General features: G+C 54.1%; 31 protein-coding genes. 5 read left to right on the forward strand and 26 right to left on the reverse strand.

The features are described from left to right. The 20 genes from traU to WFO64_RS21020 form a co-directional block, all read right to left on the reverse strand. Nucleotides 1-993: a conjugal transfer pilus assembly protein TraU gene (gene traU, locus WFO64_RS20925; RefSeq protein ID WP_337013985.1), complete on the reverse strand. Its 993-nt coding sequence runs from the start codon at nucleotides 991-993 to the stop codon at nucleotides 1-3. Further along, entirely contained in the window at nucleotides 990-1,331 is a 342-nt protein-coding gene (locus WFO64_RS20930; protein ID WP_337013987.1) for a hypothetical protein, read from the reverse strand. Before WFO64_RS20930 ends, traU begins: the two co-directional genes overlap by 4 nt. A gap of 166 nt (nucleotides 1,332-1,497) precedes the next feature. Continuing rightward, the gene (locus WFO64_RS20935) at nucleotides 1,498-1,878 is read right to left on the reverse strand and encodes a hypothetical protein (RefSeq protein ID WP_337013989.1); all 381 of its coding nucleotides are present in this window, start codon (nucleotides 1,876-1,878) and stop codon (nucleotides 1,498-1,500) included. A 91-nt stretch (nucleotides 1,879-1,969) separates the two neighbouring features. Continuing rightward, entirely contained in the window at nucleotides 1,970-2,653 is a 684-nt protein-coding gene (locus WFO64_RS20940) for a hypothetical protein (RefSeq protein ID WP_337013991.1), read from the reverse strand. Further along, complete coding sequence (traW, locus tag WFO64_RS20945; protein ID WP_337013993.1) at nucleotides 2,650-3,273, reverse strand: type-F conjugative transfer system protein TraW; 624 nt, start codon at nucleotides 3,271-3,273, stop codon at nucleotides 2,650-2,652. Before traW ends, WFO64_RS20940 begins: the two co-directional genes overlap by 4 nt. Next, nucleotides 3,270-3,716 (reverse strand): TrbI F-type domain-containing protein, encoded by a 447-nt coding sequence (locus WFO64_RS20950; protein WP_337013995.1) that lies wholly within the window; start codon nucleotides 3,714-3,716, stop codon nucleotides 3,270-3,272. The genes traW and WFO64_RS20950 overlap by 4 nt, the downstream gene beginning before the upstream one ends. A 14-nt stretch (nucleotides 3,717-3,730) precedes the next feature. Continuing rightward, nucleotides 3,731-6,376, reverse strand: coding sequence for a type IV secretion system protein TraC (gene traC / locus WFO64_RS20955; protein ID WP_337013997.1), 2,646 nt, complete (start codon nucleotides 6,374-6,376; stop codon nucleotides 3,731-3,733). A 96-nt stretch (nucleotides 6,377-6,472) separates the two neighbouring features. After that, the gene (gene traV, locus WFO64_RS20960; RefSeq protein WP_313678693.1) at nucleotides 6,473-7,015 is read right to left on the reverse strand and encodes a type IV conjugative transfer system lipoprotein TraV; all 543 of its coding nucleotides are present in this window, start codon (nucleotides 7,013-7,015) and stop codon (nucleotides 6,473-6,475) included. A 104-nt stretch (nucleotides 7,016-7,119) separates the two neighbouring features. Further along, the gene (locus tag WFO64_RS20965; protein ID WP_313678692.1) at nucleotides 7,120-7,500 is read right to left on the reverse strand and encodes a hypothetical protein; all 381 of its coding nucleotides are present in this window, start codon (nucleotides 7,498-7,500) and stop codon (nucleotides 7,120-7,122) included. Nucleotides 7,501-7,679: 179 nt separating this feature from the next. Continuing rightward, nucleotides 7,680-8,147 carry a hypothetical protein gene (locus WFO64_RS20970; protein ID WP_262405408.1) on the reverse strand — a complete coding sequence of 156 codons (468 nt, stop codon included), beginning with the start codon at nucleotides 8,145-8,147 and terminating at the stop codon, nucleotides 7,680-7,682. Nucleotides 8,148-8,404: 257 nt separating this feature from the next. After that, on the reverse strand, nucleotides 8,405-9,100 hold the full coding sequence (locus WFO64_RS20975; RefSeq protein ID WP_337014002.1) for a hypothetical protein: 696 nt from the start codon (nucleotides 9,098-9,100) through the stop codon (nucleotides 8,405-8,407). A 98-nt stretch (nucleotides 9,101-9,198) separates the two neighbouring features. Next, nucleotides 9,199-9,378 carry a hypothetical protein gene (locus WFO64_RS20980; protein ID WP_187506064.1) on the reverse strand — a complete coding sequence of 60 codons (180 nt, stop codon included), beginning with the start codon at nucleotides 9,376-9,378 and terminating at the stop codon, nucleotides 9,199-9,201. 24 nt (nucleotides 9,379-9,402) lie between these two features. Next, the gene (locus WFO64_RS20985) at nucleotides 9,403-9,807 is read right to left on the reverse strand and encodes a hypothetical protein (protein ID WP_337014004.1); all 405 of its coding nucleotides are present in this window, start codon (nucleotides 9,805-9,807) and stop codon (nucleotides 9,403-9,405) included. Further along, nucleotides 9,804-10,337: a transcription/translation regulatory transformer protein RfaH gene (gene rfaH / locus WFO64_RS20990; protein WP_337014006.1), complete on the reverse strand. Its 534-nt coding sequence runs from the start codon at nucleotides 10,335-10,337 to the stop codon at nucleotides 9,804-9,806. The genes WFO64_RS20985 and rfaH overlap by 4 nt, the downstream gene beginning before the upstream one ends. An 11-nt stretch (nucleotides 10,338-10,348) precedes the next feature. Continuing rightward, nucleotides 10,349-11,737, reverse strand: a complete 1,389-nt coding sequence (gene traB / locus WFO64_RS20995; protein ID WP_337014008.1) for an F-type conjugal transfer pilus assembly protein TraB — start codon at nucleotides 11,735-11,737, stop codon at nucleotides 10,349-10,351. After that, nucleotides 11,734-12,471 (reverse strand): F-type conjugal transfer protein TraK, encoded by a 738-nt coding sequence (gene traK, locus WFO64_RS21000; protein WP_337014009.1) that lies wholly within the window; start codon nucleotides 12,469-12,471, stop codon nucleotides 11,734-11,736. Before traK ends, traB begins: the two co-directional genes overlap by 4 nt. Before the next feature lie 4 nt (nucleotides 12,472-12,475). Beyond that, complete coding sequence (locus WFO64_RS21005; protein WP_129063666.1) at nucleotides 12,476-13,075, reverse strand: TraE/TraK family type IV conjugative transfer system protein; 600 nt, start codon at nucleotides 13,073-13,075, stop codon at nucleotides 12,476-12,478. Between the two features lie 44 nt (nucleotides 13,076-13,119). Next, nucleotides 13,120-13,422: a type IV conjugative transfer system protein TraL gene (traL, locus tag WFO64_RS21010; RefSeq protein ID WP_187514240.1), complete on the reverse strand. Its 303-nt coding sequence runs from the start codon at nucleotides 13,420-13,422 to the stop codon at nucleotides 13,120-13,122. A 6-nt stretch (nucleotides 13,423-13,428) separates the two neighbouring features. Then, nucleotides 13,429-13,845 carry a type IV conjugative transfer system pilin TraA gene (locus tag WFO64_RS21015; RefSeq protein ID WP_337014011.1) on the reverse strand — a complete coding sequence of 139 codons (417 nt, stop codon included), beginning with the start codon at nucleotides 13,843-13,845 and terminating at the stop codon, nucleotides 13,429-13,431. Nucleotides 13,846-14,079: 234 nt separating this feature from the next. Further along, complete coding sequence (locus WFO64_RS21020; protein ID WP_111535084.1) at nucleotides 14,080-14,283, reverse strand: TraY domain-containing protein; 204 nt, start codon at nucleotides 14,281-14,283, stop codon at nucleotides 14,080-14,082. Between the two features lie 353 nt (nucleotides 14,284-14,636). On the opposite strand from WFO64_RS21020, the gene WFO64_RS21025 reads away from it, so the two are divergent. Genes WFO64_RS21025 through WFO64_RS21040 form a run of 4 tightly spaced genes read left to right on the forward strand, consistent with a single transcriptional unit; the run spans nucleotide 14,637 to nucleotide 17,588 of the window. Beyond that, entirely contained in the window at nucleotides 14,637-15,407 is a 771-nt protein-coding gene (locus WFO64_RS21025) for a helix-turn-helix domain-containing protein (protein ID WP_337014014.1), read from the forward strand. Between the two features lie 11 nt (nucleotides 15,408-15,418). Beyond that, nucleotides 15,419-15,853 carry a GNAT family N-acetyltransferase gene (locus WFO64_RS21030; protein WP_337014016.1) on the forward strand — a complete coding sequence of 145 codons (435 nt, stop codon included), beginning with the start codon at nucleotides 15,419-15,421 and terminating at the stop codon, nucleotides 15,851-15,853. After that, nucleotides 15,850-16,302 (forward strand): oxidoreductase, encoded by a 453-nt coding sequence (locus WFO64_RS21035; protein ID WP_337014018.1) that lies wholly within the window; start codon nucleotides 15,850-15,852, stop codon nucleotides 16,300-16,302. The genes WFO64_RS21030 and WFO64_RS21035 overlap by 4 nt, the downstream gene beginning before the upstream one ends. Then, a complete protein-coding gene (locus WFO64_RS21040; RefSeq protein ID WP_337014019.1) occupies nucleotides 16,299-17,588 on the forward strand; it encodes a sensor histidine kinase in 1,290 nt (429 codons plus the stop codon). Before WFO64_RS21035 ends, WFO64_RS21040 begins: the two co-directional genes overlap by 4 nt. Nucleotides 17,589-17,613: 25 nt before the next feature. On the opposite strand, the gene WFO64_RS21045 is transcribed toward WFO64_RS21040, so the two are convergent. Continuing rightward, nucleotides 17,614-18,000: a relaxosome protein TraM gene (locus tag WFO64_RS21045; RefSeq protein ID WP_201253284.1), complete on the reverse strand. Its 387-nt coding sequence runs from the start codon at nucleotides 17,998-18,000 to the stop codon at nucleotides 17,614-17,616. 793 nt (nucleotides 18,001-18,793) lie between these two features. Between WFO64_RS21045 and WFO64_RS21050 the strand changes: the two genes are divergently transcribed. Next, on the forward strand, nucleotides 18,794-19,327 hold the full coding sequence (locus WFO64_RS21050; RefSeq protein WP_337014082.1) for a lytic transglycosylase domain-containing protein: 534 nt from the start codon (nucleotides 18,794-18,796) through the stop codon (nucleotides 19,325-19,327). 22 nt (nucleotides 19,328-19,349) lie between these two features. On the opposite strand, the gene WFO64_RS21055 is transcribed toward WFO64_RS21050, so the two are convergent. From WFO64_RS21055 to WFO64_RS21075, 5 genes are all read right to left on the reverse strand, one after another. Next, nucleotides 19,350-20,171 (reverse strand): DUF932 domain-containing protein, encoded by an 822-nt coding sequence (locus WFO64_RS21055; protein ID WP_337014021.1) that lies wholly within the window; start codon nucleotides 20,169-20,171, stop codon nucleotides 19,350-19,352. Between the two features lie 50 nt (nucleotides 20,172-20,221). After that, nucleotides 20,222-20,521 (reverse strand): hypothetical protein, encoded by a 300-nt coding sequence (locus tag WFO64_RS21060; RefSeq protein WP_337014023.1) that lies wholly within the window; start codon nucleotides 20,519-20,521, stop codon nucleotides 20,222-20,224. Nucleotides 20,522-21,151: 630 nt separating this feature from the next. Then, the gene (locus WFO64_RS21065; RefSeq protein ID WP_337014024.1) at nucleotides 21,152-21,730 is read right to left on the reverse strand and encodes a hypothetical protein; all 579 of its coding nucleotides are present in this window, start codon (nucleotides 21,728-21,730) and stop codon (nucleotides 21,152-21,154) included. A gap of 686 nt (nucleotides 21,731-22,416) precedes the next feature. Continuing rightward, nucleotides 22,417-22,986: a hypothetical protein gene (locus WFO64_RS21070; protein ID WP_337014026.1), complete on the reverse strand. Its 570-nt coding sequence runs from the start codon at nucleotides 22,984-22,986 to the stop codon at nucleotides 22,417-22,419. After that, entirely contained in the window at nucleotides 22,983-23,120 is a 138-nt protein-coding gene (locus tag WFO64_RS21075) for a succinate dehydrogenase flavoprotein subunit (protein ID WP_337014028.1), read from the reverse strand. Before WFO64_RS21075 ends, WFO64_RS21070 begins: the two co-directional genes overlap by 4 nt. Nucleotides 23,121-23,140: the final 20 nt, after the last annotated feature.

Raw genomic sequence — 23,140 nt, forward strand, 5'->3', positions numbered from 1 at the left:
TTACAGATAAACGCAGTTACGCTTTCGCCACATGAGGTAGCCGAAGTTCTTTTTCGTCGCCGGTGAGTTGTGTACCGAGCCCCAGAGCTGGGTCGTGGTGCCGAACGGGTGGCAGTCATTAGGTTCGGGGTACATATTCACCATCTGATAACGCCAGCGTGATTTCGGAATGATTGGGGACGGATACTGGTAGCACACAGCCACGTCCGCCCCGACCGTCTCCATCACCAGTCCCTCCCTGTGCAGCTTGAAGGCCATGCGCTCGCTGACCAGCAGCGAGGCCTCCAGCGGCGAAAACTCATTACTGGTGAAGCCGGTAAACGGATACATCGAACCCTGTGCGCCGGCGCACCAGAACAGCGGGTCCAGCGGCACGCCCGCCGTGGAGGCAATCGAGTCCGCCGCACAGGCGCCCTGCGCCAGCAGGTTATTGAACAGCGCCACTTCCGGGTTCAGGATCATGGCCAGCGTGCTGTCGTTCCACAGCGGGTCAACCTCGGACAGATAGGCGATGTCCATGTCGCCGGTCTGCATGCAGCCCGTACTGGTGATGATGTTGAGCCAGTAAATCAGCGGGTATTTGTACCAGTGAACGTGATAGAAGCTGCCGGGAGTGGGTGAGTCGCTCTGCCCGCCGCGTCCGGCACCGGTGCGGCCGAGGTTAATTTTAAAGCCGCCCATGTTCACCATAACGCCGGGCTCGCGCGTTACGTCGGTCAGCGCCAGCGGCTCCCAGAAGCCAATGGCCAGCCCCAGCCGGTAGAAAATACCGTACGGACACATCTGAATCGGCGAAGCAGGGTTCGGGGTGTCCGGATGTGCGCCTGATGCGAGCTGTATGCTGCCCAGCGACATCGGGAACAGGCACTTCCAGCAGACGTCACTGATAGGGTTTACCCAGCGCCCGTCGCCGGCGTTGCTGGTTGCTGCCATGACAGGCTTCGCCATGACACCTGCCGTGAGCAGACAGATTATAAGGAGGAAACGTTTCATGAGCCTCTGACCTCTGCTTTACTGCGGAGCCAGACGCATACCGGGCCGTCGTCCGTGTCGTGAATGCTGCCGGTAAACCAGCCTGCGCCCGCTGGCCCGGACGGCTCCCAGCTGCTGCAGTCACCGGTTTTCCGGAAGGCCTGCATCATCCAGTCCGGCGCGTCGTTTTCCATCCAGGTGAAGGCGGCTGCCAGGTTATGTGCAGTAAGCCAGGCCTCAAACTCGCCGGGCTGCGGATATTCATTGCCGTCAGCGGGCACAAAAAATTCAGGATGTGTCCAGCCGCCCCAGCGATCGCGCACGACCGGCTGAGCCGATATTTCAGCAGGGTGTGTCATAGGGTGAGATTCCGTAAAGATGGCAGCGGAACTGCCGGGGTCAGACGTTAAACGGGCCTGCCTGCGGGGTGCAGGCTGAGGCGTACCGCAGCAGCGCGAGGAACGAACAGCCTGCGCACTGCGGGCAGAAAAGGCATTCAGGTGGCCGCAGCCACCCGGGGAGGATTTACTTCACCACGCGGCACAGCCTGCTGGTGATATCGTCGAGCTCGCGGTCATAGCTGGCACGCTCGGCCGCACTCAGAAAGCCCTGCTGCTTTACGTAGCCGTCAGCATCTTTTCTGACCCGGTCAGCCTGCTGCCACAGCTGTTCAGACTGCGCTTCTGTCAAATGACGCGCCTTGCGGGCGTTACCGATATCGGCCTGCAGCACGTTAATGCGCACTGATATGTGCGCCTGAAGCGGGTCTTTAATCCTTCCACCGGTTTCCCCCTTCACGTCATGCTGAGCCTTTACATCGCATGACGGCCAGTCCTGCGTAAATGACGAAGCCGCGGTGGCATGGCCGGCCGCAAGCAGTAAAAGGCCGAATGTCATTTTTTTCATTGCCTGTATCCCTTTGTGTGAGTATTCACGCGCAGAATTATAGACCAGCCGCTGTGAGCCACGGCACCGAGGCACTGCATCCCGCGTGTCGTCATTCTGTCGACTCAGGACCGTGGTCGCGCCTGACAATGTACCAGCCGGCCGCCTCCGCTCCCCGCATACAGTAATCGGTCCAGCTGCCCGTGTAGTCATCCTGTTCGGCATCGCGCAGCATCGCCTCTTCAGCGTCGTCACTCTGGCGCGGGTTCAGATAGCGGGAATGCGCCTTTACGATGGCCACACCTACCCGGGCCCGGACAGGATAGGGCAGCGGGACCTTTGACCGCGGCTCGTTGCGAAGCGCAAAGCCTTCCGCCTCCAGTGCGCCGCCAAATGCTGCCAGCATGCACTGCCAGTAGTGGCTGTTCGCCTCATCAGCTGCCAGCTTCGCCATCTCGCGACTGCCAAACGATGCCGGAGATGATGAGACAAAAGCCACGCGCATCGTGTCCGGCCGTTCAGGATTCGTTCTCCTTCCTAAACGGACAAGGACGATGGCCATCACCATGAAGACAATGAAACCACCCACAGCCGGCAGGCCTGATGTAAACGCCCGGATGCTTTCCGGTGCCAGTGAGAATTCGGCACGACATATAGGCGGGGCTTGTACCGCCCATTCTGTCTGCATCACCGGCTCAGCGTGCAGCTGAACGGGTGCGGCCTCGGATGACGACGCAGAGTATTGCCAGTCATTTACCAGTCTCTGCACAAGATCATACGGCGTGTTATCACTCATTTCAGTGCCACCTCCTCTACCCTGAGCATCCTGTCCGCTCGCGTTATGCGCACTGGCGTATGCTCAAAGCCGAATTTCGTTGTTAACGTGCCATACTGGTCGAAGTACACCGGCTCATCCAGCGCGATGCTGCTGTTGTGTACGTTGCCCTTCACTAGGATGACCTTAAAGTTCTGCAGCCCCGCGAGCTGTTGCTTCAGCCACGCCATTTGCTGCGGATTGTCACCGTCCACGAAGTACAGCGTCTCGCTGAAGGCGACTTTATCCAGCGGATTAACCCTGTCGCCCACCCGCGCGATGACGTTGCCGCGCATGTCGCGGATGGTTTCCCGCACCGTAAAGGTCGGGTCATACAGGAACGCGCGGTCCGTTTTCGCTGGCGTCAGCCCGGCAACCGGTGCCGGACGAACGGCATGGGCCTTCACCCGGGCCTCAGCCTCACGCTGCAGGCGGTCCATCTCGCCGCTGTCCTCCATGCCCTTAAGGCGCTGACCGATAAAGGTCAGCAGGTCCGGCTCGGCGATCGGGAACAGGTGGCCGATGGTGCCGAGCTCTTTAGCCTGCACGGGCTGAGCAACCACTGCAGCGAGCAGAACAACCGCTGTGGCGAGTTGCCTCATGGCGCCCCCTGCATCTGCCGGGCAATATCGGCCTGAATGACCGGGGTAATATCGGTGACGCCGGCAACCACCGCGCCCTTCACCAGAATGACGCCGCCGTGTGCGGCCTGCCAATCAGACAGGCTGGCGTCCAGCGCGGCGCCAAAGCACTTCGTCAGCGTTTCCAGCGCCCCCTTTTCCACCGGCTGCTGCGCCGTCTGCTGCCGGAACGTGTCGATGGTGCCTTTCATGTCAAAAACCACGTAATCGGGCTGTACGGCCCTGGCAACCAGCGCACTGACGCCGGCGCTTGTAGCGATGACCAGCACGGTGAACGCCGCCAGCCGGATGCTGCGGCTGCGCATCAGTCGCGCAGCCGCTGTCATGCGAGCGCCGTCACTCACCCCTGCGTTATCCGCGGTTTCTGTGGCCACCTGCTGAGGCGGCTGTCTTTCTTCCTGCATCGTTAATTCCTCTTTTAAGCAGTGGTCAGTCCGGCCCAGCGCTCCAGCTCCTGCATCTCGGCCTGGTACATGTACGGCTCGCAGGCCAGCAGGTAGGCAGCTTCTTCGCTGGTCGCCCCGGCCTTCTGCGCCTCCGTCATGTACTGATAGTCTTCCCCACGGGTGCTGAACATGGCGCGCGTGACCGGGTCAACAAAGACGCGGTGGAACGAGCTGTTTTCGCCCGTTGAGATCATCACCGAGCTGAAGCCGGTATCGCGCGCAGGCTGGAACCCGCGGATGACCTGCGTTTCAACTTCGCTGAACTGATCCGGGTTGGAGTTGAGGTAGGTTTTGAATGCCTTCGCATCCTGCAGCAGGGTTACTTTGGTGCCCGAACAGTCCCATGCCGCCGCAGCAGCTGGCGGTGCAGCCTGATCTTTGGTGCCGGTAAAGTCTTTGATGCCCTGCGTGATGGTAATGAACGCCCCGCGGTGGCGCCGAACCGTACGGTAGCCGGTTTCGATAAAGCGGGCTGCGTGCGGGTTAGAGCCGCTGAACAGGCGCCAGGCCTCATCGATAATGGCGACCTTCTTCAGGCTGCGCGGCGAGTGGTACATCTTTTCCTGAATCGCCAGAATCAGCGAGTACAGGATGGCGGAGAGCAGGTGCGGCTGGTTCTCCAGGCTCAGCAGCTCCAGTACGGCAAAGCGCGTGTCGCCGTCGAGCGTCGGCTTGTCCGAGTTGAAGTAGTCGCCGTTGGCTCCCCACGTACACCAGCGGTCCAGCAGCAGCACCAGCTCGTTAATGCGGTTCATGATGGTCGGCTGCTGGCCATATTCCTCTTTCACCGCCGCCGACTTCATGTAAAGCACTACGTCATCAATACGCGCGGTGTTCTGCTTCGATTCGTATGCCGCCACCACCCCTTTGAGAAGGATGGTTTCGCTGACCTTATCAAGCGGTTCGTTAGGGCTGGCCAGAACGGTCAGCAGGCCCTGAATGCCCTCGGCGGATTCTTTAATGTCCCGCACGTTGGCGAACGGGTTAAAGCGCAGCGTCGCGCCATCCAGATAGGCCCCTCCCGCCTGCCGGCAGAAGTTCTTATAGCTGCCCCCCATGTCGATAACCCAGCCGAAGCCGCCGGCGTTCAGCACCTGCCGCAGGATTTCCTGTATGAAGAAGCTCTTCCCCGCCCCGGTGGTGCCGGTCACCGCGATGTTAAAGTTGGTGGCCCCGTTGCTTTCGCTGAACATGTCAAAAAAGGCCAGCGCGTTGCGATAGGTCGGCAGCGGGCTGCCCGATGCCGCCATCTGCCGCTCGGCCACGACCGGCATGAGGTTGACGGCGTTAAAGCTCTTGCAGCGCAGGGTGGCATTCATGTGCTTCATGTCGTCCCACAGCCCTTCCTGCATCACGAACGGCAGCGAGGTCATCCAGTTGCGCAGCTGCTGGTAACGGGGGGCGGACATTTCCAGGTCATTTTTGCGGAACACGTTGATGGCGGAGAGTTCACAGCGCTGCTGTTCGCTGTCGCTGTCGGGCGTGAACAGCGTCAGGTTGAGGTTAAAGCTGCACATGGCGATTTCGTTGCTGGCAAGCCCCATACGCAGGTCGCGCCACTCCTCATAGGTGCGCTGCGTATTGGGAAACAGCTTGCCGTAGGAGGAGTTGGCCTTCTTGCCCATGTCCTGCTCTTTGCGGAACGCCTCGTTCTGACTGCTCACCTGATCCTCCACGCAGATGGTCCAGCTCAGCAGGAACGGACAGGGAATACCTAAATCCGGGAAGCGCATGTTCTGCAGGTTGTCCGCCGCCTGCCAGAGTGCAAACTGCCTCGGCACCTTCGTCAGCTGCATGTTCACGATGCGCGTGCTGACCACCGCTTTATCGCCGCTCTCGCTGACCGCCCGGTCACCCTGCTGCCGCGCGGTGATCAGCTTCAGGTGATCCGGATGAACCTCCATTTCGGTACTGTTATCCACGCACTGGCGGTGCAACTCCTGCTCCGGGTTCCAGTGCTCGCTGCCGGCACTGACCTGCCCCGGCCGGTAATTCAGCTGCTCGCGGATGACGGATAAAAACTCATTCGGTCCCACGCGACGTGTGTCCATGTGTGCGGCCAGCATCGATACGCGGAGCGTTTCGCGAACATGCGCCACCGCGTCCATCGATCTGATGCCGCCGGTGCCGGAGTGTGCGTACACCAGGAAGACGCGGTAGTTACGCAGGTACAGCGGGTACTCGCGCTCGTTGGCCAGCCCCTTTAGCGCCGACCGTTCCCAGAAGGCTTTGGTGATGGCGTTGAGGCGCGGCGCCATGTCACCCTTCCACATGTCCCGGCTCAGCCCGTTCTCCAGCATGTCGCCCACGCACTTGCTGGCCACCATCAGCACCGTGACCGGCGTTTTGCGGGGCAGCTTTTTGCGCAGCAGGTCATCGAGCGCCTGTACCACCTGCTGATTTGCGCCGGCAAGCGGCGCCACCTCCATAATGAAGCCGACCGAGCGGCTGTTGATGAACAGTTCAGACTTCTCATCAAATTCGCGCCACGGCAGCAGGCTGGTCAGCGACGGATAGCTGAAGCTCTCCTGCAGCCTCTGGCGCGCCTGCTTTGCGCCGCCCTCATCCCGGCTGCTGCTGAAAATACCGGTGAGGTGATCGATAACGTTATTGAGCATGCTGACCTCCTGCCCGAACCCTGTGATGCGGCTCGGCCGCAGATGATGCGCGCTCCCGCTGCTCACGGGCACTGCTGAATGAAAAGCGCTTTTTCATTACTCCCCCTCGCTGATTACGCGAAAGTCTTCGTCCCAGCGGGACTTCTCTTTCACGAACTCAACCACGGCAGGCTGATGAAAGCTGTCCTGCTCATCCACCCAGGGCGCAATCCACAGGCGCTGCGTCGCATCGGGGATGCGGCGGGCGTCAACCTGGCCCGGTCCGCTGTAGTCACCCGGGACCACAGGACCGGTGGCACCGGTACGGACCGGCACCGTGGATGCCCGCAGGCTGTCTGCGGTCGCGCCCTGGCCTTTCACCGTAAGCGGGGCAAGTGTTGCCACGCTTACCGGGCGGTAAGGGCTGACGGCGGGCTTCACGTTGCCGGGCGTCGCCAGCGCCTCAGCGGCAGGCTTTGGGCCGGCCTCCTTAGCTGCCGTCAGGTCGTCCAGGCTCTGGTGCTTTGATGCCAGCCTGCTGGCATCGGACATCGACAGGCACTGGTCGGTCGCGGTCTTATTACAGTCAAAATCAGAGTTCATGCCGGCGCAGCCGGTCAGCGCAGCGCACAGCAGTGCGCACGCAAAAAGTTTCTGCATGGTGGAATCCTCAGTGGCGGCCGGGCCGCAATAGGTCAGGGAGATAAACGTGCGGGTCAATCGGGTGGTGCAGGTTGCCCTGGTGAAGGCACTAAAAAACGGGTTCAGCCGGTATGTTTACCTTTCATAAAGGCGTTGACCATCTGCAGGTCCTTAAGCGCATCCTCGCTCATAACGCGGGGGCTGCTGGCAGCGTGTATGTTTTTTACCGGCGCTTTTGTTTGCGTCCAGATATCAGCATGTAGCATGCCGGGTGAAACCTGACGAATGACGTCAGCGATATATGTCGCAAGCTGTTCAATCGTGATGTCTGTGAATGCGGGTATGTATCCGAAATTCTCTGCCAGCGGGCGTATTGCCGCATCCGGAACCGGTCGGGTGTTAAACCTTTCAAGCCGGAACAGCATATTGCCGCTGGATTGCCGCCCGTCTTTAATCCGGATCAACAGCGAGTCCGGAGCAGGAGTGGTTTCATCGTGGACCATTCTTAGCCTCGTTAAAAATCAGGTTTTTTGAGAAAGGCGCGCATGGAGCCGCAGGGTGCCCTGGTGAAGGCGGAAGTATTGTTTGTAGTGTTGTGCGATAGCAGTCCCGGCCGGCAGCATAGGCTCAGAACTGTCTTCTTATTAAAGGGGGACTGTCAGCGGGATACGTGGAAGCTGATTTACCGGGTTTCCACATGCGGCTGGCTGACGGCCAGCAGACGCTGATCCACCCATCCATCTGCCCTGCAGGTCGCTACTGCCGAAACCGTGTTTTCCGGAGTCCAGTTGAGTACAGCAGCGTTATTTTCATGCACGCTTTTTACGTCGCCCAGTTCGCAGTCGGGTTGCAGAACCTTGCCGTGACGTACGGCTGCAATCACAATCTTCGCAGGCTGACCATTGGTAACGGCTGCCGGCACTGACCACTGAAAACTGACGTCAGACTGCTCAGTAACAGGTGGTGTGTTTTCACTGTTTTCATCGCGGAGCCTGTTGTTAATCCATTCACGATCGCTGGATGACAGGTCATGCTGGCTCAGTAACCAGATCAGTCCTGCCGTACCCAGCCAGCCTGGCCCGCTGGCTTCCTTTTCCCTGATGATGGTCTGAAGCTGTGGAGAAGGTTGTGGCCCGCTGCGGTTTTGCAAAGACTGAGGTACTGAAGGTGAAAGTTTTGCTCCGGCAGACCTGCTATCAGTTCTGCCCGTTGCCGTACTGCTTCCGGCTGCGGGCCTGAAGCTCTTATAAACAGGTGTACTGCCTGTGACGGAGCTCCGGTAAGCCGGGCTGCGAGCGGCATAACCTGCTGCTGACTTAAACGATGACCGGGAAGAGGAACTGCCCGCCATAACCGGCAATGACTGCAAAAAGCAAAGCGCAATAAGCGCGCCTTTCAGAAGATATTTCATTTCTCCTCCCAGCTGGCCTGCCCGTTCACGGTGATGATGCTTCGGTCCTGCGCGAGAGACTGAATGCGTAATATCTGTCTCGGGCTTAGCGAAGCAGAATCATCATATTCTGCCAGGCTGCTGTCACAATCTCCGGTACAGCGAAGCCGCCACAGCAGTGCGCTGGCCTCATCATGCTGCTCACTGTAAAGCCGGCTCAGACTGGCTGGCGCCTGTGTGTCATATGCAAGCCACGCCCGGGCAAAAAAAGCAGCCGCACGGACACTGTCTTTCTGCACCCATTTACCGAGTTCCAAAACATGAGCCGCTGTTGCAAGTATTTTTGCTGAGGCGCGGTCACCCGATGAATGATCGGCAACAGTAATGAGCTCTGCAGCAAATGCTGGCATTTGTGATTTCAGTTCGGCCGGTGGCTCATCCCGCATAAACAGATCGGTTAAAGCCGCATAAGAGTGCTGGTCTAACGCTTTACGATAGAGCGAAACTGAGAGGTTGCGGTAGTCAGTTTTACGTTTTTCAGAACAGGATGGTAAAAGCTGTTTTTCCGGACAGGCTTTTTCGGCTTCAGCATTCAGTTGCTGCCAGGCCTGCCACGCATCAGGATTCTGCAGGGCTCTGGCCCGAATGGCGTCGAACTCTGCTTTCTGATTGTCACAGGCCGACAGCAGCATGACTGACAGCAGCATAAGCATTTTTAAAACTCTATCTGTTACCACAACTCTTCTCCTGATGATGTGTGGCCTGACTGGAATACTGGATAGCAGGCTGAGTATGGTCAGGCGCAGTCCTCTCATCTGTTCAAAGCTTCAGGCCCGGGACTGTCTGAAGCCAGACGCTGACGGACCGACTCGATTTCGGTCAGCATAGCGGCCAGCCGGCAGCTGCTCGCCTGCCCCAGCCAGGCACGCTGATAACGAAGCCGCAGTGCGCAGAGCCGGATACGCAGTTCACGCTGGTTATGTTCACTCATGATTGCCTCCGCAGCCTGATTTCGTTATCTGAGGTTAAGCAGGAAGTAGAACAGCGTAAAAAAATACGCGATACCGGTGGTAAAGCCCGCCATGAATAAAATATCTGTGGGGTTGGGTACCGGTACCATCCAGAACCACACGCTCTTGACAAAATAATATGCCGCCAGTATCAGCCAGAACAGCGCCATCCCCCCGAAGGTCATGACCGCCATGTCCCTGAACATGTACGCCAGCAGAATAATAATGGGAGACGTGAACAGGGCCAGCCGCCAGACCTGCCAGCCAGGGAAGCCCGGGAAGACGGTCAGCCCCTCACGCATCGTCAGACCGGATACGGTGAAGTTCGCCGCCAGCGTGACTGCAATCAGAATCACAAAAAGGTGATCTCTGCTGTCCGGATGAAGCCAGCGTTTAATCAGCGCCTTCATGCTGCCTCCTGCCCGTGTGTTGACGTCCTGCGGAATTGGATGTTCTGAGACCGGACCTTTTTGAGATCAAGTTCAACCAGTCTTCCCATAAGGTTCAGGAGAAGCATTGCACGCTTTGCGCCCTGCGGCTCATGCCAGATAGCTTGCATGTTTTCAAACGTGCCATTTGTTATCAGAACCGTATCGCCATGCTCAGGTGCCTGCATGTCTGCCTGCGCGGCCGATTCAGCTCCCTGCTTCATGCGCTCCATTTCCGCATCACCCATAATTGCTATGCGATTGCCAAAGCTGACTATGGTTGAGACTCCGCGCGTTGCTTTAATCGTCGTTGTATGAATTTCTTCAGGATTGAATCGTGCAAACAGATAGCCAGGAAAAAGTGGCTGAGGTTTAACCGGTTTAACACTTCCCCCGGCAACAAGCTGACAGGTGAAAAGCGGAAGGTAACATTCCACCCCCTGGTTGAGCAGATGGGCTTCAGCGCGTTTTTCCTGATTAAATAACGACTTGAGTACATACCACTGTTTCATCTGTCATCTCCTTAATTAATAGTGTCGCCGAGGCGCAGCTGGCTGGCCTGACGCAGAACTTCGTCAGGGTTCAGAACAGGCGCACTGCCATTACTGTTGCTGACTGCCGGTGCAGTTGCCGAGGCCTGCTGCACGGCGGCCTGCGGGGCCTCCTGCTTCGCCTTTTCAGCTTCGGCATCCTCAATCGTTTCCAGGCGGAAACCCTGCTGGAAGACCACCGTCACGGCGTTGCCGGCGCCAATATCGATTACCGGGTGATACTGCTCGGCACGCTTAATCCAGTACTGGCTCAGCGTGTCCGCCGCCTTGCTGGCACCACCACCGAGGCCCTGCTTGAAGATGTCGCCGGCACCAACAGAGGCGCTGCCACCGAGCCCGACCGTAGGGGTCGCGGCAGACTGTATGCCCTCACCGAAGCCGGACAGCAGCCCGGCAGCCCCGGCGTTGGCGATGATGGCGCCGTTACGCATGACCGGCTTGCCGCGGATACCCACTTTGCCCTGGAAGGAAACGTGCCCGTCGAACGGCATGTCTATATGCTTGCCGTTATCCAGGATGCAGCTGATGTTTTTGGTCCGCACCTCGCCACGCTCGCTGGAGATGTCACCGTACATTTCTCCGGTCACGCGGCACTGGTCCATGTTCCAGGTCTTCCCGTTCGGCATGGAGACCTCGCCGAGCAGGGTAATGACCACCGGCGAGGTGTTCTGCTGACCGGTCACACTGGCGTTGGCGTCAGCGCCCTCAATCATCGTGGCCTCGGAAAAGGAGCCGGAAGGTATCCAGGGAAGCTTTGTCTTTTTCCCGGTAAGCGCAGCGTAGGTGAAGGTTTCGCGGCTCAGACCGCCCGGACGCACCGTACCGGCGCCGGGATAGAAGGCCTGCCCCTGCGTCGGGTAAAACTGTCCGCCCTGCCCTCTGGCCGGTCCACTACCCGGACTGTTGATGCTCCACTGCGCCGGACCGGACTGCCCGGCGGAGACCGGTGCATTAACAGGAGTGGTTCCAGCCGCCGTCGTGGTAGCTGCAGGACCGTTTGCTGGCCGGCCCGCCTGCTGCGTCTGCAGCTGACTGATTGCGTCTGCCATCGTGTTGAGCTTCTTCTGCAGTTCCTCATTCTGGCTTTTCAGCGTGCCGGTAAGCGTGCCGAGGTCGCGCTCAAGGCCGGCGGTCTTGTTCTGCTGCTGCTGCTGCAGCGCGGAGGTGTCCACCCCTTCTTTAAAGGACGTGTTCACCAGGCTGCCGGTCAGGTTCGGTGCCGCCTTCGGCGCGGGACGGTTCAGTTCCGCCTGATGGTGTGAGTACGCCCAGATGCCCCCGCCCACGGCCAGCATGACCGCGGCGGCCACGCCGGCAATCACCCACTGGCGCCGGCGCGTGGCGGTGTTGATATTGCTCATGATCCGCCCTCCGCGTCAGTGGAGAAAATCACCCACACGAAGCCTTCGCCGTTTGCATACAGGGTGCGGGTCGAGAGCATTACCGCCCGCACGCCCTTCAGCCAGAACTGCTTTTCACTCAACGACCGCGTCACGTAGCCGGTGTTTTTCATGCGGTATCGCATCACCCGCAGGTGGGAGCCGGCAAGCTGACGCTCAGGTGTCAGCAGCACGCCCGCAGGCGGGTTATAGACGGGACCGCGCGAGGCTTTAATCTCCGTGTAGTTCTCCGGCACCTCGCCGCTGACCACGCTGCGCGCAACACTTACCAGCGTTTTCTGGAAGGGCTGACTCTCCTCCCAGACTTTCGCGTCCGGGTTAGGCTTCAGTGGCACATCCGCCGGTATCAGGTGCAGCGTGCGACCGTTACCGGGTTTGGGTGACACGTCGATCGAAACGCCCACGCCGCCGGCCGTTTCCAGGAAGATGGTGAAGTCCTGACCGGTCTGTGGCGTAATCAGCAGCGCGCCGTCGGCGGTGTTGCTTTTGAGGTAGGCATTGTCCGGACCGGTGATGCCGGTAATCAGCTCGCCGTCGATAATGATTTTGTTAGGACTGGTATTACTCATCTGCGCCTTAAGATGCGCATTATTCTCAAACGGGGTCCCGGCCGGGCCGGGTACGGCTGCCTGCCCGGCGGCAGGCAGCAGCGCCAGCGCGCCGGCAACGGCCAAGGCGGAAAGGGTCTTTTTCATCGGTTCAGTCCTGTTGCGGGCGGCGTTCAGGTTGAGTCCAGGGCACCTCGGGGAAGGCCGTCAGGCGGATAAGGCCGTCCACGTAGTGCACGCTGAGCCGGTAGGCTTTACTGGCATCCGGAAGCGAAATGTTCAGGTTACCGTTCGTGGTGCTCGCGCTCAGCGTGCCCTGCACGGTGATGTCACCGGTGGTGGAGTCGGTGATTTCGTCATCGATGCGGAACACGGAAGAGACGCCGTTGTTTTTGATGTACTCAGCTTCGGCGGCGAGCTGCTTTTTCATGTCGTCACGGTATTCAGCGGGAACGAAGCGCAGCAGGGCGGCGTGCTGGCTGTCCACGGTTTCAGGCGTGACGGAAAGGCGGAGGTTGACGAAAGAGCGCACCAGCATGCCGTTTAAGGCCGCGTCTCCGGAAGCGGAATCGGAGATAAACGGGCGGTCAAACATCATCGGGGTGGTCAGGGTCCTCTGCGTTTTTGCAAAATGCCACGCCAGCGCGCCGGTAACGACGTTGCTGACGGCGAGAATAAACACGAGCAGCGAAAGTGCGCACAGGGCCAGAATGATTACCCGGTTGCGCCCCTCCCGGACCTGATACTTCATAGCGTTATCCTTTTAATAAGCGCCATCCGGAGATGGCGCGTGGGTTACTGCATCCAGTGCCGGTTGCCCGAGTCGGGCACGCGGCGGAACTGCAGCCGGAGCAGCGCGGTCGGCAGGTACCAGTAAAGAAGATTCATGAGCCACCAGGTGCCCTGCCCCTTCTTCAGATGGCGGACTAACAGCCAGAGCGCGCCCGCCACAATCAGCATCACAATGAACAGGTCGCAGAACAGGCCGATGCCCGCGCACGCAAGGATGAGCACGGCCTCCTCTGTAGGGAGTCCGCCGAGGCGTTTCTGCTGATTGAGGGTTTCCGGGAACTGGTACTGAAGCGATTCCCCGTTCATGCGGGATTAACCGGCCAGGGAGAAGAAGGTGCGGGTGATAACGATGAGGAAAGCCAGACCGCCGACGAACAGCATCGGGTTGCGCGTTTTAATATATGCGCCAATCGAGATGATGATTTCGCCGATGTAAAACCCCCACTCAACGGTACTGCCATGACCGAACGTGTCTTTGGCATCCTGCTTCTGCGTGGCCAGCAGGTCAGTAGCTCCTGCAAAATGTGGCAACGCAAAGAACAGGATTGCGAGAGCTACAAGGGTTACGTTTGCGCGATTCCGATAAACTTTCTTACAGGCGGTATGAGTGACACCTTTCAGTATTTGTTGAATGGAGGGATATTTACCAGATAAGGGTTTATGGTAGACATCAGACAATGCTACCGCCACGCTGTCCGTTTTACCGGAAGCGAATCTTGAAGTTTGCATTATTTAATCCTTAATCAGAATCAGGTTCTAAAAAAAAAGGACTCACCATTTTTATAATGGCGAGCAGTGTCCTGTATCAGCAATATCTGATGCAGACTGGAAAAATATTTCGAGCGAATATGAATCTTTTTTTCAGAATAGGCTGTACATCCACCTCCTTATAAGCAGTAAATTTATATTTGCGTTATACAAAAAATTCAGATGAGAGGCATGGGCGGCGAACAGACTCAAAAACTACTCACAGTCAGTAGCAGATTCGAATCTCCGACCGGTGGCGGCTAAGTCGGAGAATGATCTGAGTGAGTCTTCAAGTCTGATTTTTGCCTCTCGTGTTTTACTTCTTCCTGAACGCTTCGACGATTCCACTAGGAGCTGGTTAGTCTCCTCTGACAGGTGGACTAATACTGAACCTCCCCTGATGGATTTTTCATTGGCCATAAGGCGTCTCTTATATGACTAAAAATTCTATTAATCATGAACTTAGCTCTTAAAACCTATATCAAGCCGTTTCACACACTGATAACAAACCCTTACAAAACAACTCAAAAACAACTCATTAGTGATGTGGATCTGTAAAGAATTATGCATGTATTGAAAAGTATTTCGAGTAGTTTTTGAGTATTTTCCTATATAGAAAATGAGATTATCGAAAAATCACTTATTAAACAGAGCTTTACGTGATCAAAAAACCCTTCAAAAGATACTCATTCGTGTATCATCTTTTGTTTAACCCAAATTCTTAAGTCATGGCGTTAGCTGAGCAGAACGTAACCGATGGGCGGGAGTAGACTTTGGACACATCTAATAAAAACCTCAAAAAAATATTAGAAATTTTTGAGCGGAAAGGAATCGAAAAGAGGAAGCAGGCTTCGACAATGGCTGACATTCTCAGTATTAAATATCAGAGCGCCAAACAAAAACTTGATGGTAAAAGAGGCGTTTTCTATAACGAGCTAAAATCAGTTTATAATTACTTCCACGAATCCCTCGAAGAAGAAAAGTCTTATAACGGCATTTTTATTGTTAACGATATGCATGTAAGATGTAATATTGTCGTCAGTGACGAAAATGTAGATATTAAAGAGCCTGGTATTAACTACGCTTACTTTCATAAAAATTATTATGTAGTCAATCCAACGGGCGTTAAATTCAATAAAAATATGAAGCGGGTAATTAGAATGGATTTTCTGCCCGCACCTAAACTGGCAATACTCGATAATGATAAAGAACTTCTAGAACTATTAAAATCAGTATCTAACAGATACGGTATCGATGCGTCGGTTTACGAGACTGCACAAGAAATGATGCAGGCAGTCGACAGGGAAGATTATGATGGATATGTTATTGACTGGTTACTGGACTACAGCGAAACTTCTGAGGCAGTGATCAAGAAGATCCGTTCTAAAAGCGAGGCAGTACCGATAATCCTGCTCACAGGGCAACTGAATCAGCATGAACGAGAGATAGGAGAAACCATTATAGAATACGGAGTTGAACTGGTTGAAAAGCCGACCCGTGTTTTTATACTTTCCTCCATATTACTGGCAAACCTCTTTTTTTAAATGGCACTGAAATGGAATTAATTAAATTAACGGCTGAACATATAAAAGAGATGTACGACATACGATTTTCCGTCACCGAAAATCTTGTCCATGCCCATCAGATTGAGTATCTGCAGAGAGAAGTAATTCTGGCTGATGTTGCTCAGAATGGCGGATGGATCTGCAGACTTGATGATTACTATGTAGGTTATGGCCTCGGCATCCACATACCCCATGCATTGATAGGTGGTCTGTTTGTGAGGCCAGAGTTCCAGGGGCGGGGAGTAGGGGGAGCAATACTGGAAAAAATCACTGAGTGGTTTTTTGAACAGGGGGACACTGAGATTGAGCTTACCACTGACGAACACTCATCAGCTGCTCGTTTCTATCAAGCGAGAGGCTGGCATAGCTGCGGTCAAGATGAATATGGACAGTTGATTATGAAGAAAAGGAAAATGGCCAAATGAAGTTATTTACAGCGATTCTGTTCTCTTTGCTCTCTGCCAAAGCAGCGTATGCTAACTCCTTTGTTCTGGCAGATGGCAGTAAAGAAATTAACGTTTCTACAGAGGATTTACTAAAGCTACCAGTCACATCAATCACGACAGCTACAAATTTCACGCCTAAAGCGACCTTTGAGGGTGTGACCTTTACAGAGCTGCTATCAAATTACTCGATTACGGCATCATCCCTGAGAATCTATGCACTTGATGACTACAGCTACACACTGCCTGTTGAAGAACTGCTGAAGTACCATGTCATCCTGGCATTCCGTAAAAATGACAAAGTGATACCGGTATCTGACCTGGGTCCTTTTGCCGTGATTTACCCGAGAGACCAGCATCCGGAACTGAACAAACTTGACGTAAATGCCAAAACTGTATGGCAGATCAACAGGATTGAGGCTATCAAATGAAGGGGAGGATTGTCCCGGTCTTGCTCGGGTTGGTGCTGACCCTTTCTTTTTCAGGTTCTGTTTTTTTCACTGTCCAGAAATTTAACGAGATAAAAAATCAGTATAAGAGTATTGAGCCAAACCTTGATAACTATTCGACAGCTGAAATCCTCTTCCTGGCATTTGAAAGAACCCGGACCTCTGTTTATCAGACAGAAACACCTGACAACTTTGAAACAAAGAAATCCGTTTTTGATTCAAAAGTCAGAATTCTTAAAAACAAATCGTTACGAATAAATTCCTTTTATTATGAGCCAGATTTTCTGAGTGCCCTTGAACTTCTCGAAAAGCAAAGTGCTGAGTTAAGCAGGCTAAATGAAGAGACAACTGCTTCAGAAAGGAAGGATGTGCTATTACAGCAGATGAATAAGATGCAGCCCACACTTATCAATCTGCAGGAAATAATCTATAGAATTCAGATAAGAAACTTCAACACAATAAAATCACTGATTATTGACAACTCCTCTTATACAGAACTTGCTGCTCTCTCCTGTATAGTACTTCTCTTTACCTTAATTATTTTGCTTTGGGTACATATCGCGAGACTAAACTCAGCGATTAGAGGTAAAAACATCTTTATATCTGCTATATATCATGAACTTTCAGGCTCCATTCAGAAAATCCAGTTATCATCAGATATGATTGATGTCAGGGGAGATATTTTAAACTCAGAAAAGTATCTGGCAAAAATCACTTTTCATTCTAATAAGCTTTACCTTCAGACAAAAGAAATACTTGAATTCTCAAAAATTGAAATCGGTAATGTAGGTATCAATAATGTTAGTTTCTATACAGAAGATGCTCTGAATGCAGGCCTGTCGCTCTATAACGAAAGCAATGCTAATAAAATTGAGTGCAGCGTATATCCGCAGAACGTTCTAATCAATGCTGACAAACAAAAAATAATATCCATAATCCACAATATTATAGATAACGCAAACAAAAACACCCATTCCGGGCTAATAAAAGTAAGGCTCAGAGTGACAAGCTCACACCTATTTTTGAGAGTGAGTGACACAGGCTGCGGATTTGATAGTAAGAAACTTAACCTGCTTTTCAGGCCCTTCAATCAGGGTGTAGAAAGTGAAACCCGGCAAGGTTTAGGGCTGGGGCTTTCAATAGTTAAAAGCTACCTAAAAACAATGAAAGGAAGAATCAGTGCACATTCTGAAATTGGTAAAGGCTCTACTTTTAAAATTTTAATCCCAATAACTACTGTTAATTTATACTCATCAAAAAGAGAATAAAGTCCGGAGCTTCCGGACTTATCTATTACTCAACTATAAAATGTTTACTCTCCGCTTTATCCTCTGCGGAGCTCATTCCCGTCAGGTTCTGGTCAATCATCTCCTCAAGCGCCTGCGCCCCGGACTCACCGCGGATATGCAGATACATTTCCGTCAGCATCGCCATCATGATGCTGGTTCCTTCGCGCGTGCCTGCAACACGACGTATTAAGTCGCGATTAAATTCCTCTGTATCAAACTTATTTCCTTCACCCTGATGTTTCTTGACCATCAGGCCGATACCCACCAGTTCATTCACCACAGAGGAGAAGTTAACCTCACCGTGTGTTGCGCCGTTCTGCAGCTCTATCTGCACCAGCTCCTGGACTTCTCTTTCGGTTTTTTCTTTGAAGTAAATGTTTCTGCGCGCCATTCCCGTATTCCCTGTAAGACAGGATATATTTTACCCAGCCTTTTTGATTTATTTAAAAAATATTGTCTGCACGGCACCAGCGTTACTGCCGCATTCGGATAAGATTGCCCTTCCTGTATTATTCACCCCGGTTTCAGTGTGTGTCAATCCGGCACTGTTCATTTAATCCGGTGGGTGTGTTAATCAGGCACTGCACCTCAGTTCTGTGTGTGTCAATCCGGCACTGTGCACGCTTTTTATACGAAAATTGCGACTTCAGTCTGTGAAAGATGTGTGTTAATCCGGCACTGTACTGGCTTTTGATGTGTGTCAATCCGGCACCACACACTGACATACTATACATAACATTATGTTTTTATTAAATAGCCACAATCAGCACACACCACAGTGCCGTTTACAGTGCCGGATTAACACACAATCAGGCACTGTACTAACACACAATCAGGCACCCTATTAACACACAATCAGGCACTGCAAAGTGTGTTAATTAACACACAATTTTCATCATACTTCTAAAAAACAGCTAAAAAGTAAAATTAAACCTATGTTTTTAAACAACTAAACTGCAAGATTTCATCTTGCGTGGGGTGTGATGAAACTTTACCTCTGAAAAGCGGCTTGTTAATTAACCCTGTCTTAATGAATTCTTTATATCCCGGACGAAGTTCATCACATGCCTGTCAGCGCACTGTGCGCGTTTGTAACGAATTATCTTGCAAGTGATGATCTGAGCGGGTATTTTTCACACGACCCCCGCCTGACGCATTTTGCGCAAGCAAGTGAGATTATAAGAATGAAATGGTTTGCTGTATTCGGGCTTGCCGCTGTATTCAGCGTGCAGGCTGCGCCGGAAATGTGCTTCACAAAAGCTGGTCACGATTTCGGTATTGATCCGCGTCTGCTGATGGCACACTCAATTCAGGAATCACGCATGCGTAACAACGCACTGAATACTAAAAGCAGCGGCGGCACGCATGACGTCTGCAATATGCAGATAAACAGCTCTCACTTTAATCAGCTGAAAAAGTTTGATATTACGCGGGAAAGGTTGCTTAAAGATCCGTGCATCTGCATTTATACCGGTGCGTGGATCGAGGCGCGAAACTTCAGGCAGTATGGCAGAAACTGGGACAGCGTAGGGATGTACAATACCGGCCCGAGCCCTAAGTTGATCAAGCAGCGTCGGGAATATGCAGCCATCATCAAAAGCATTTACCGCGTGCTTATTGCACGGGATGAGGTTTACACCGCAATGGTGCAGAAAAATAAAAAAGCGCCCGCACCGGAAAAATTCCTCACTGCGGACGTCATGCCAGACAAAAAATAACCCCGGCATGCCGGGGTTATTTTTACGATTTAAGTTTCGCGAACTCTTCCGCCATTTTCCATAGCGCCTGATTCAGTTTTATATCGCCGTCGATGCGCGTTACCGGTCGGGTAGTGGTTCTTTTTCCCTTCGCCGTTCTGCCAGGCACGCCGCCCTTGATCAGGTTCTCCTGCACAATATTAAACGCGGTCCACAGGTCGGTGCCTTTGTCATACCATGCGCGAGGCTGAATAATACGCTCAGCGGTTACCGGCGGCACTTTACCGTCATATTTATATTCCAGCGCCAGTTGCCCCAGCAGGCGGCGTTCTTCGCTGTTAACCTCAATGGATTTCATTGTGCCAATATTATTTTCCACCTTATCGAACACACCCAGCACCTCATAAGCACCTTCGATAACCTGTGATACAATATCCCCCTTATGCGGCACGCTGATTTCACCGAACGACTTCCAGCACACTAACCCGTTAGTGCAGACCTGCCGGAAAATGCCCGGGATCATCTTATAACTGCTTGAACCATCATGACTGTTCAGTAATACGATTTCCGGCACTTCTTCGCCGCCATTTTTATTTCCCCGGCGCAGGCGGATCATATGCTTAGTAAATTCCCGGCGCGCCGGATCACGTACGCGTGACTGGCTGGCATAAAAAGGTTCGAACCCTTCTTCACGCAGTTTATCCAGCAGCGTAATGGTCGGAATATAAGTGTAGCGCTCAGAACGTGAGTCATGCTTTTCTGCTGAAAATGCGCTTGGAACAATTCGCATCAGCTCGTCATTGCTCAGCGGGCTGTTTTTACGGAGAGCTGTCTGGGCGGCATAGCGGGAAGCCAAACGGACCATAATTAATTACCTCTTAAGGGTTCTGTGTCAGTAGTGAAATAAAAGCCGGTTTATAAAGCAGCCAGCGCTTCGCGGAATATCAGATAACCGATGTCGTACTCATACAGCGCCAGCGGCCAGCCTTTATGCAGGTATATAATTGCTGCTTCAGGTTCTTCTGTTGGCTCCTCAAGTGCATCGAGGTCAGCCAGCTGTGCGCCATTAACTCCGCTGATTCCGGTGAACACCGCATGCCTGTGCATATGCTCATACAGATCGCGAAACTGCGCCGGACTGAGCGTCTCGCCCTGCTTTTCTGCGCATGTTTTGGGAGATTCTGGCGTGGCGGTGTTGACGTTCTGTGTGTTCATGGCGTTTCTCCTGCTCAGGTGGGTTGTCATGTTTCGGTCGATCCAGTCGCGGCAAAGGGCAAAGGAGCAACGGCAGGCGGCAGGTGCAAGGGCGCCGCAGGCGTGCATTTCACCCTTGCACCTGACGAACGACGGTGCTACGACAAGCCCTCCGCGCCTGGGCTGACCGCAACTGGCCCGCCGCGCCCGATAACGGGCACGAACACATCCCGGACGGCTCAGCCGGTCGGGTCGTCAACGGCCACGGCCTTTCGTGGCCAGTGAACGCACCGGCGACAGCCGGTTGCAGGGGTTGCGTCAGGATGGAAACCCGCTGGCCCGGAACGGGCCCGGGCAGAGACGGCTTGCCGGCTCTGTGCGAAGCATGACAGCCGCCCGGACGCCCGGTGTGCCAGCTTTTTACCAGGCGATACAGGGCATTCCGGTACTTCAGAAGAGATGATTATGGTGTTAATAACGTTGATAGCAGCTACGTGCAACAGCTGCAGGAAGTAAGGCTGCTTACAGCAGCTCTGTGTCCGAAGGGAAGACAGCGGGACAGTCGGCCCCGTTGAGAAAGCGCAGATGAAGGGCTATACAGGGTGTAACAGCACCCGATTTCCCCTGCAGGTAATGCAGGGGAGTCAGCATCTATCCTTTCAGACGCGAAAACTGCCAGTGGCAGAATGGGCTGTATTCGTCAGCCAGAGGCAGGTTCTGCTGCGCATATCTGCTCAGCCCTCCATGCTCAGCCCAGAACAGGTCACGAGCTGTGTCATTCATCTCACCTTCTGCTTTATAGACATTAGTTGTCTGGTATTCAGTGTTTTCCACGTACTCTTCTTCACCGATTGGATTTGCTGAATGAACGATTCGGGTTTCATAGGTTTCCGCTGCAGAGCCTGCCACTGGACCGTATACATAAACCGTGATCAGCAGTTTCTCGTGCGCGTTAATCAGCAGCATCTCGATTCCTGAGCGATATTTTCCCGTATTAAATTCTGCTTCTTCGCGCGTAAAGGTTGCCGCTGTCAGGTACTCCAGATTCATGCCGAAATCGCTACGCAATGCAGCAGTGTTCACATTGAACTGCGGATGATCCCTGTAAAAAAGGCTGCGACGCAAGGCACGGCGGATAGCTTCATAGCTGATTTCTTCTGAAGGTTTTGCCGTTAAAGACGATGATTCTTTAGATTCTGAAGCCGTTGTGTTGACGTTGAGCTGTGACATGTTGTGTCTCCCGTGTGGTTTATTCGATGTTTCTCTGAGTTCCTCGCCGTGAGGGCAGAATGGGCGCGCGGGGATCAGGCTGAGCGCAGAGGGAAACGGCTAAGCCGCAGCCCGCAGGGACCGGGTGCAGCCGTTTAGCTTGCGGCCCTTGCGCGAAGACGCCCGTGAGCCAGATTTCTGCACGGCGAAGGGATTCAGGAAACGAAGCAGAACGCGGAAGATGAACAGGGCACAGCCCCGGACGGCTCTGCCGGTCCGGTCCTTAGCGGCCCCGTTATTGGGGCCAGTGAACGCACCGGCGACAGCCGGTTGCAGCCGTTGACCTCAGCCATCAGGCCCTATGTCCGAAACCCGAAGGGGTTCGGCGGAGCTTAGCGGCTTGCCGCTTAGCGGAGTGGGACTGACGACCCGGCAACGCCGGGGAGCCGAAGGTGGCCATGTCCCGGACCGTGAAGTTGATGTTCAGTCAGTAAATGCAGCAATTGCACCTGAGCCTGCATAACCGGCAACACCATCCGGACAGCAGTGAGACATCGGGCATCACTGGCAGACTGCAGAGAACGCGGAGGGGGAGAGCCGGTGCGTCAGCACCGGGTTTTACCTGGCCTGAAAGGCCTGCAGGTTTTTTCGCGGTTCATCACCGCGCTCATGGCCAAAATGGCCGGTGTAAACCGGCCTTAGTTTCTCTAGATTATGACCTTCCTGTTATAGGTCGCTTTCCAGTCCATATACTCTGGTCCGTCACGAAGCGGTGTAAGACTGGTGAGATTCTCGGCTAAGCCGTTCATAACCAGAATCCGCTCCACAGCCTCAAACCAATCTTCCTTGTTGCCAATCGGAAACCAGAGATTCGAGTTGTCACCGCTTAGCAGCGGATGATTGCAGAAGTGAAACCCCCTGCCCTGCGCTGTTACGCAGCCCGTCACGATGCAGGTGGCCCGTACCTTTTCAGTCAGGGCACTCCGGGCGAGGTTTTCCGCTATATCACCCCAGCACCACTCGCCATCAGGCACCGGCAGCTCGATGCACCGTAACGAATGACCACCCGCCCGTGCGGTCAGCCTGGCAATGTCTGACACACCCGTTTCACCATATGCGCCGTTCGCCTCGCAGACATAATGGCCATTGTGCCAGAAGGACTCTGCACCATTATCCAGGCGGATCAGACAGTACTTACCCATCACTCTGGTAATATCGTCCTGCTGAACCGGGCTGGTGAATGCTGTGAAATGTGGTTGCTCGACAATTTTGCTCATGACTGCTTCTCCGCCTGACGCGCTGCCTGCATCCACTGTGAAAAAAGCATTGCCGTTAAATGTGCCAGCTGGCCGCTGCGCATGGCGTTTACAATCGCGATGGCATGTGCGACGATTTGCATGTCAAAAATCATATATCTCTCCAGATTCTGGT

Origin of the sequence: Pantoea sp. AS142, from assembly GCF_037152305.1 — a bacterium.
GTDB lineage: Bacteria > Pseudomonadota > Gammaproteobacteria > Enterobacterales > Enterobacteriaceae > Pantoea.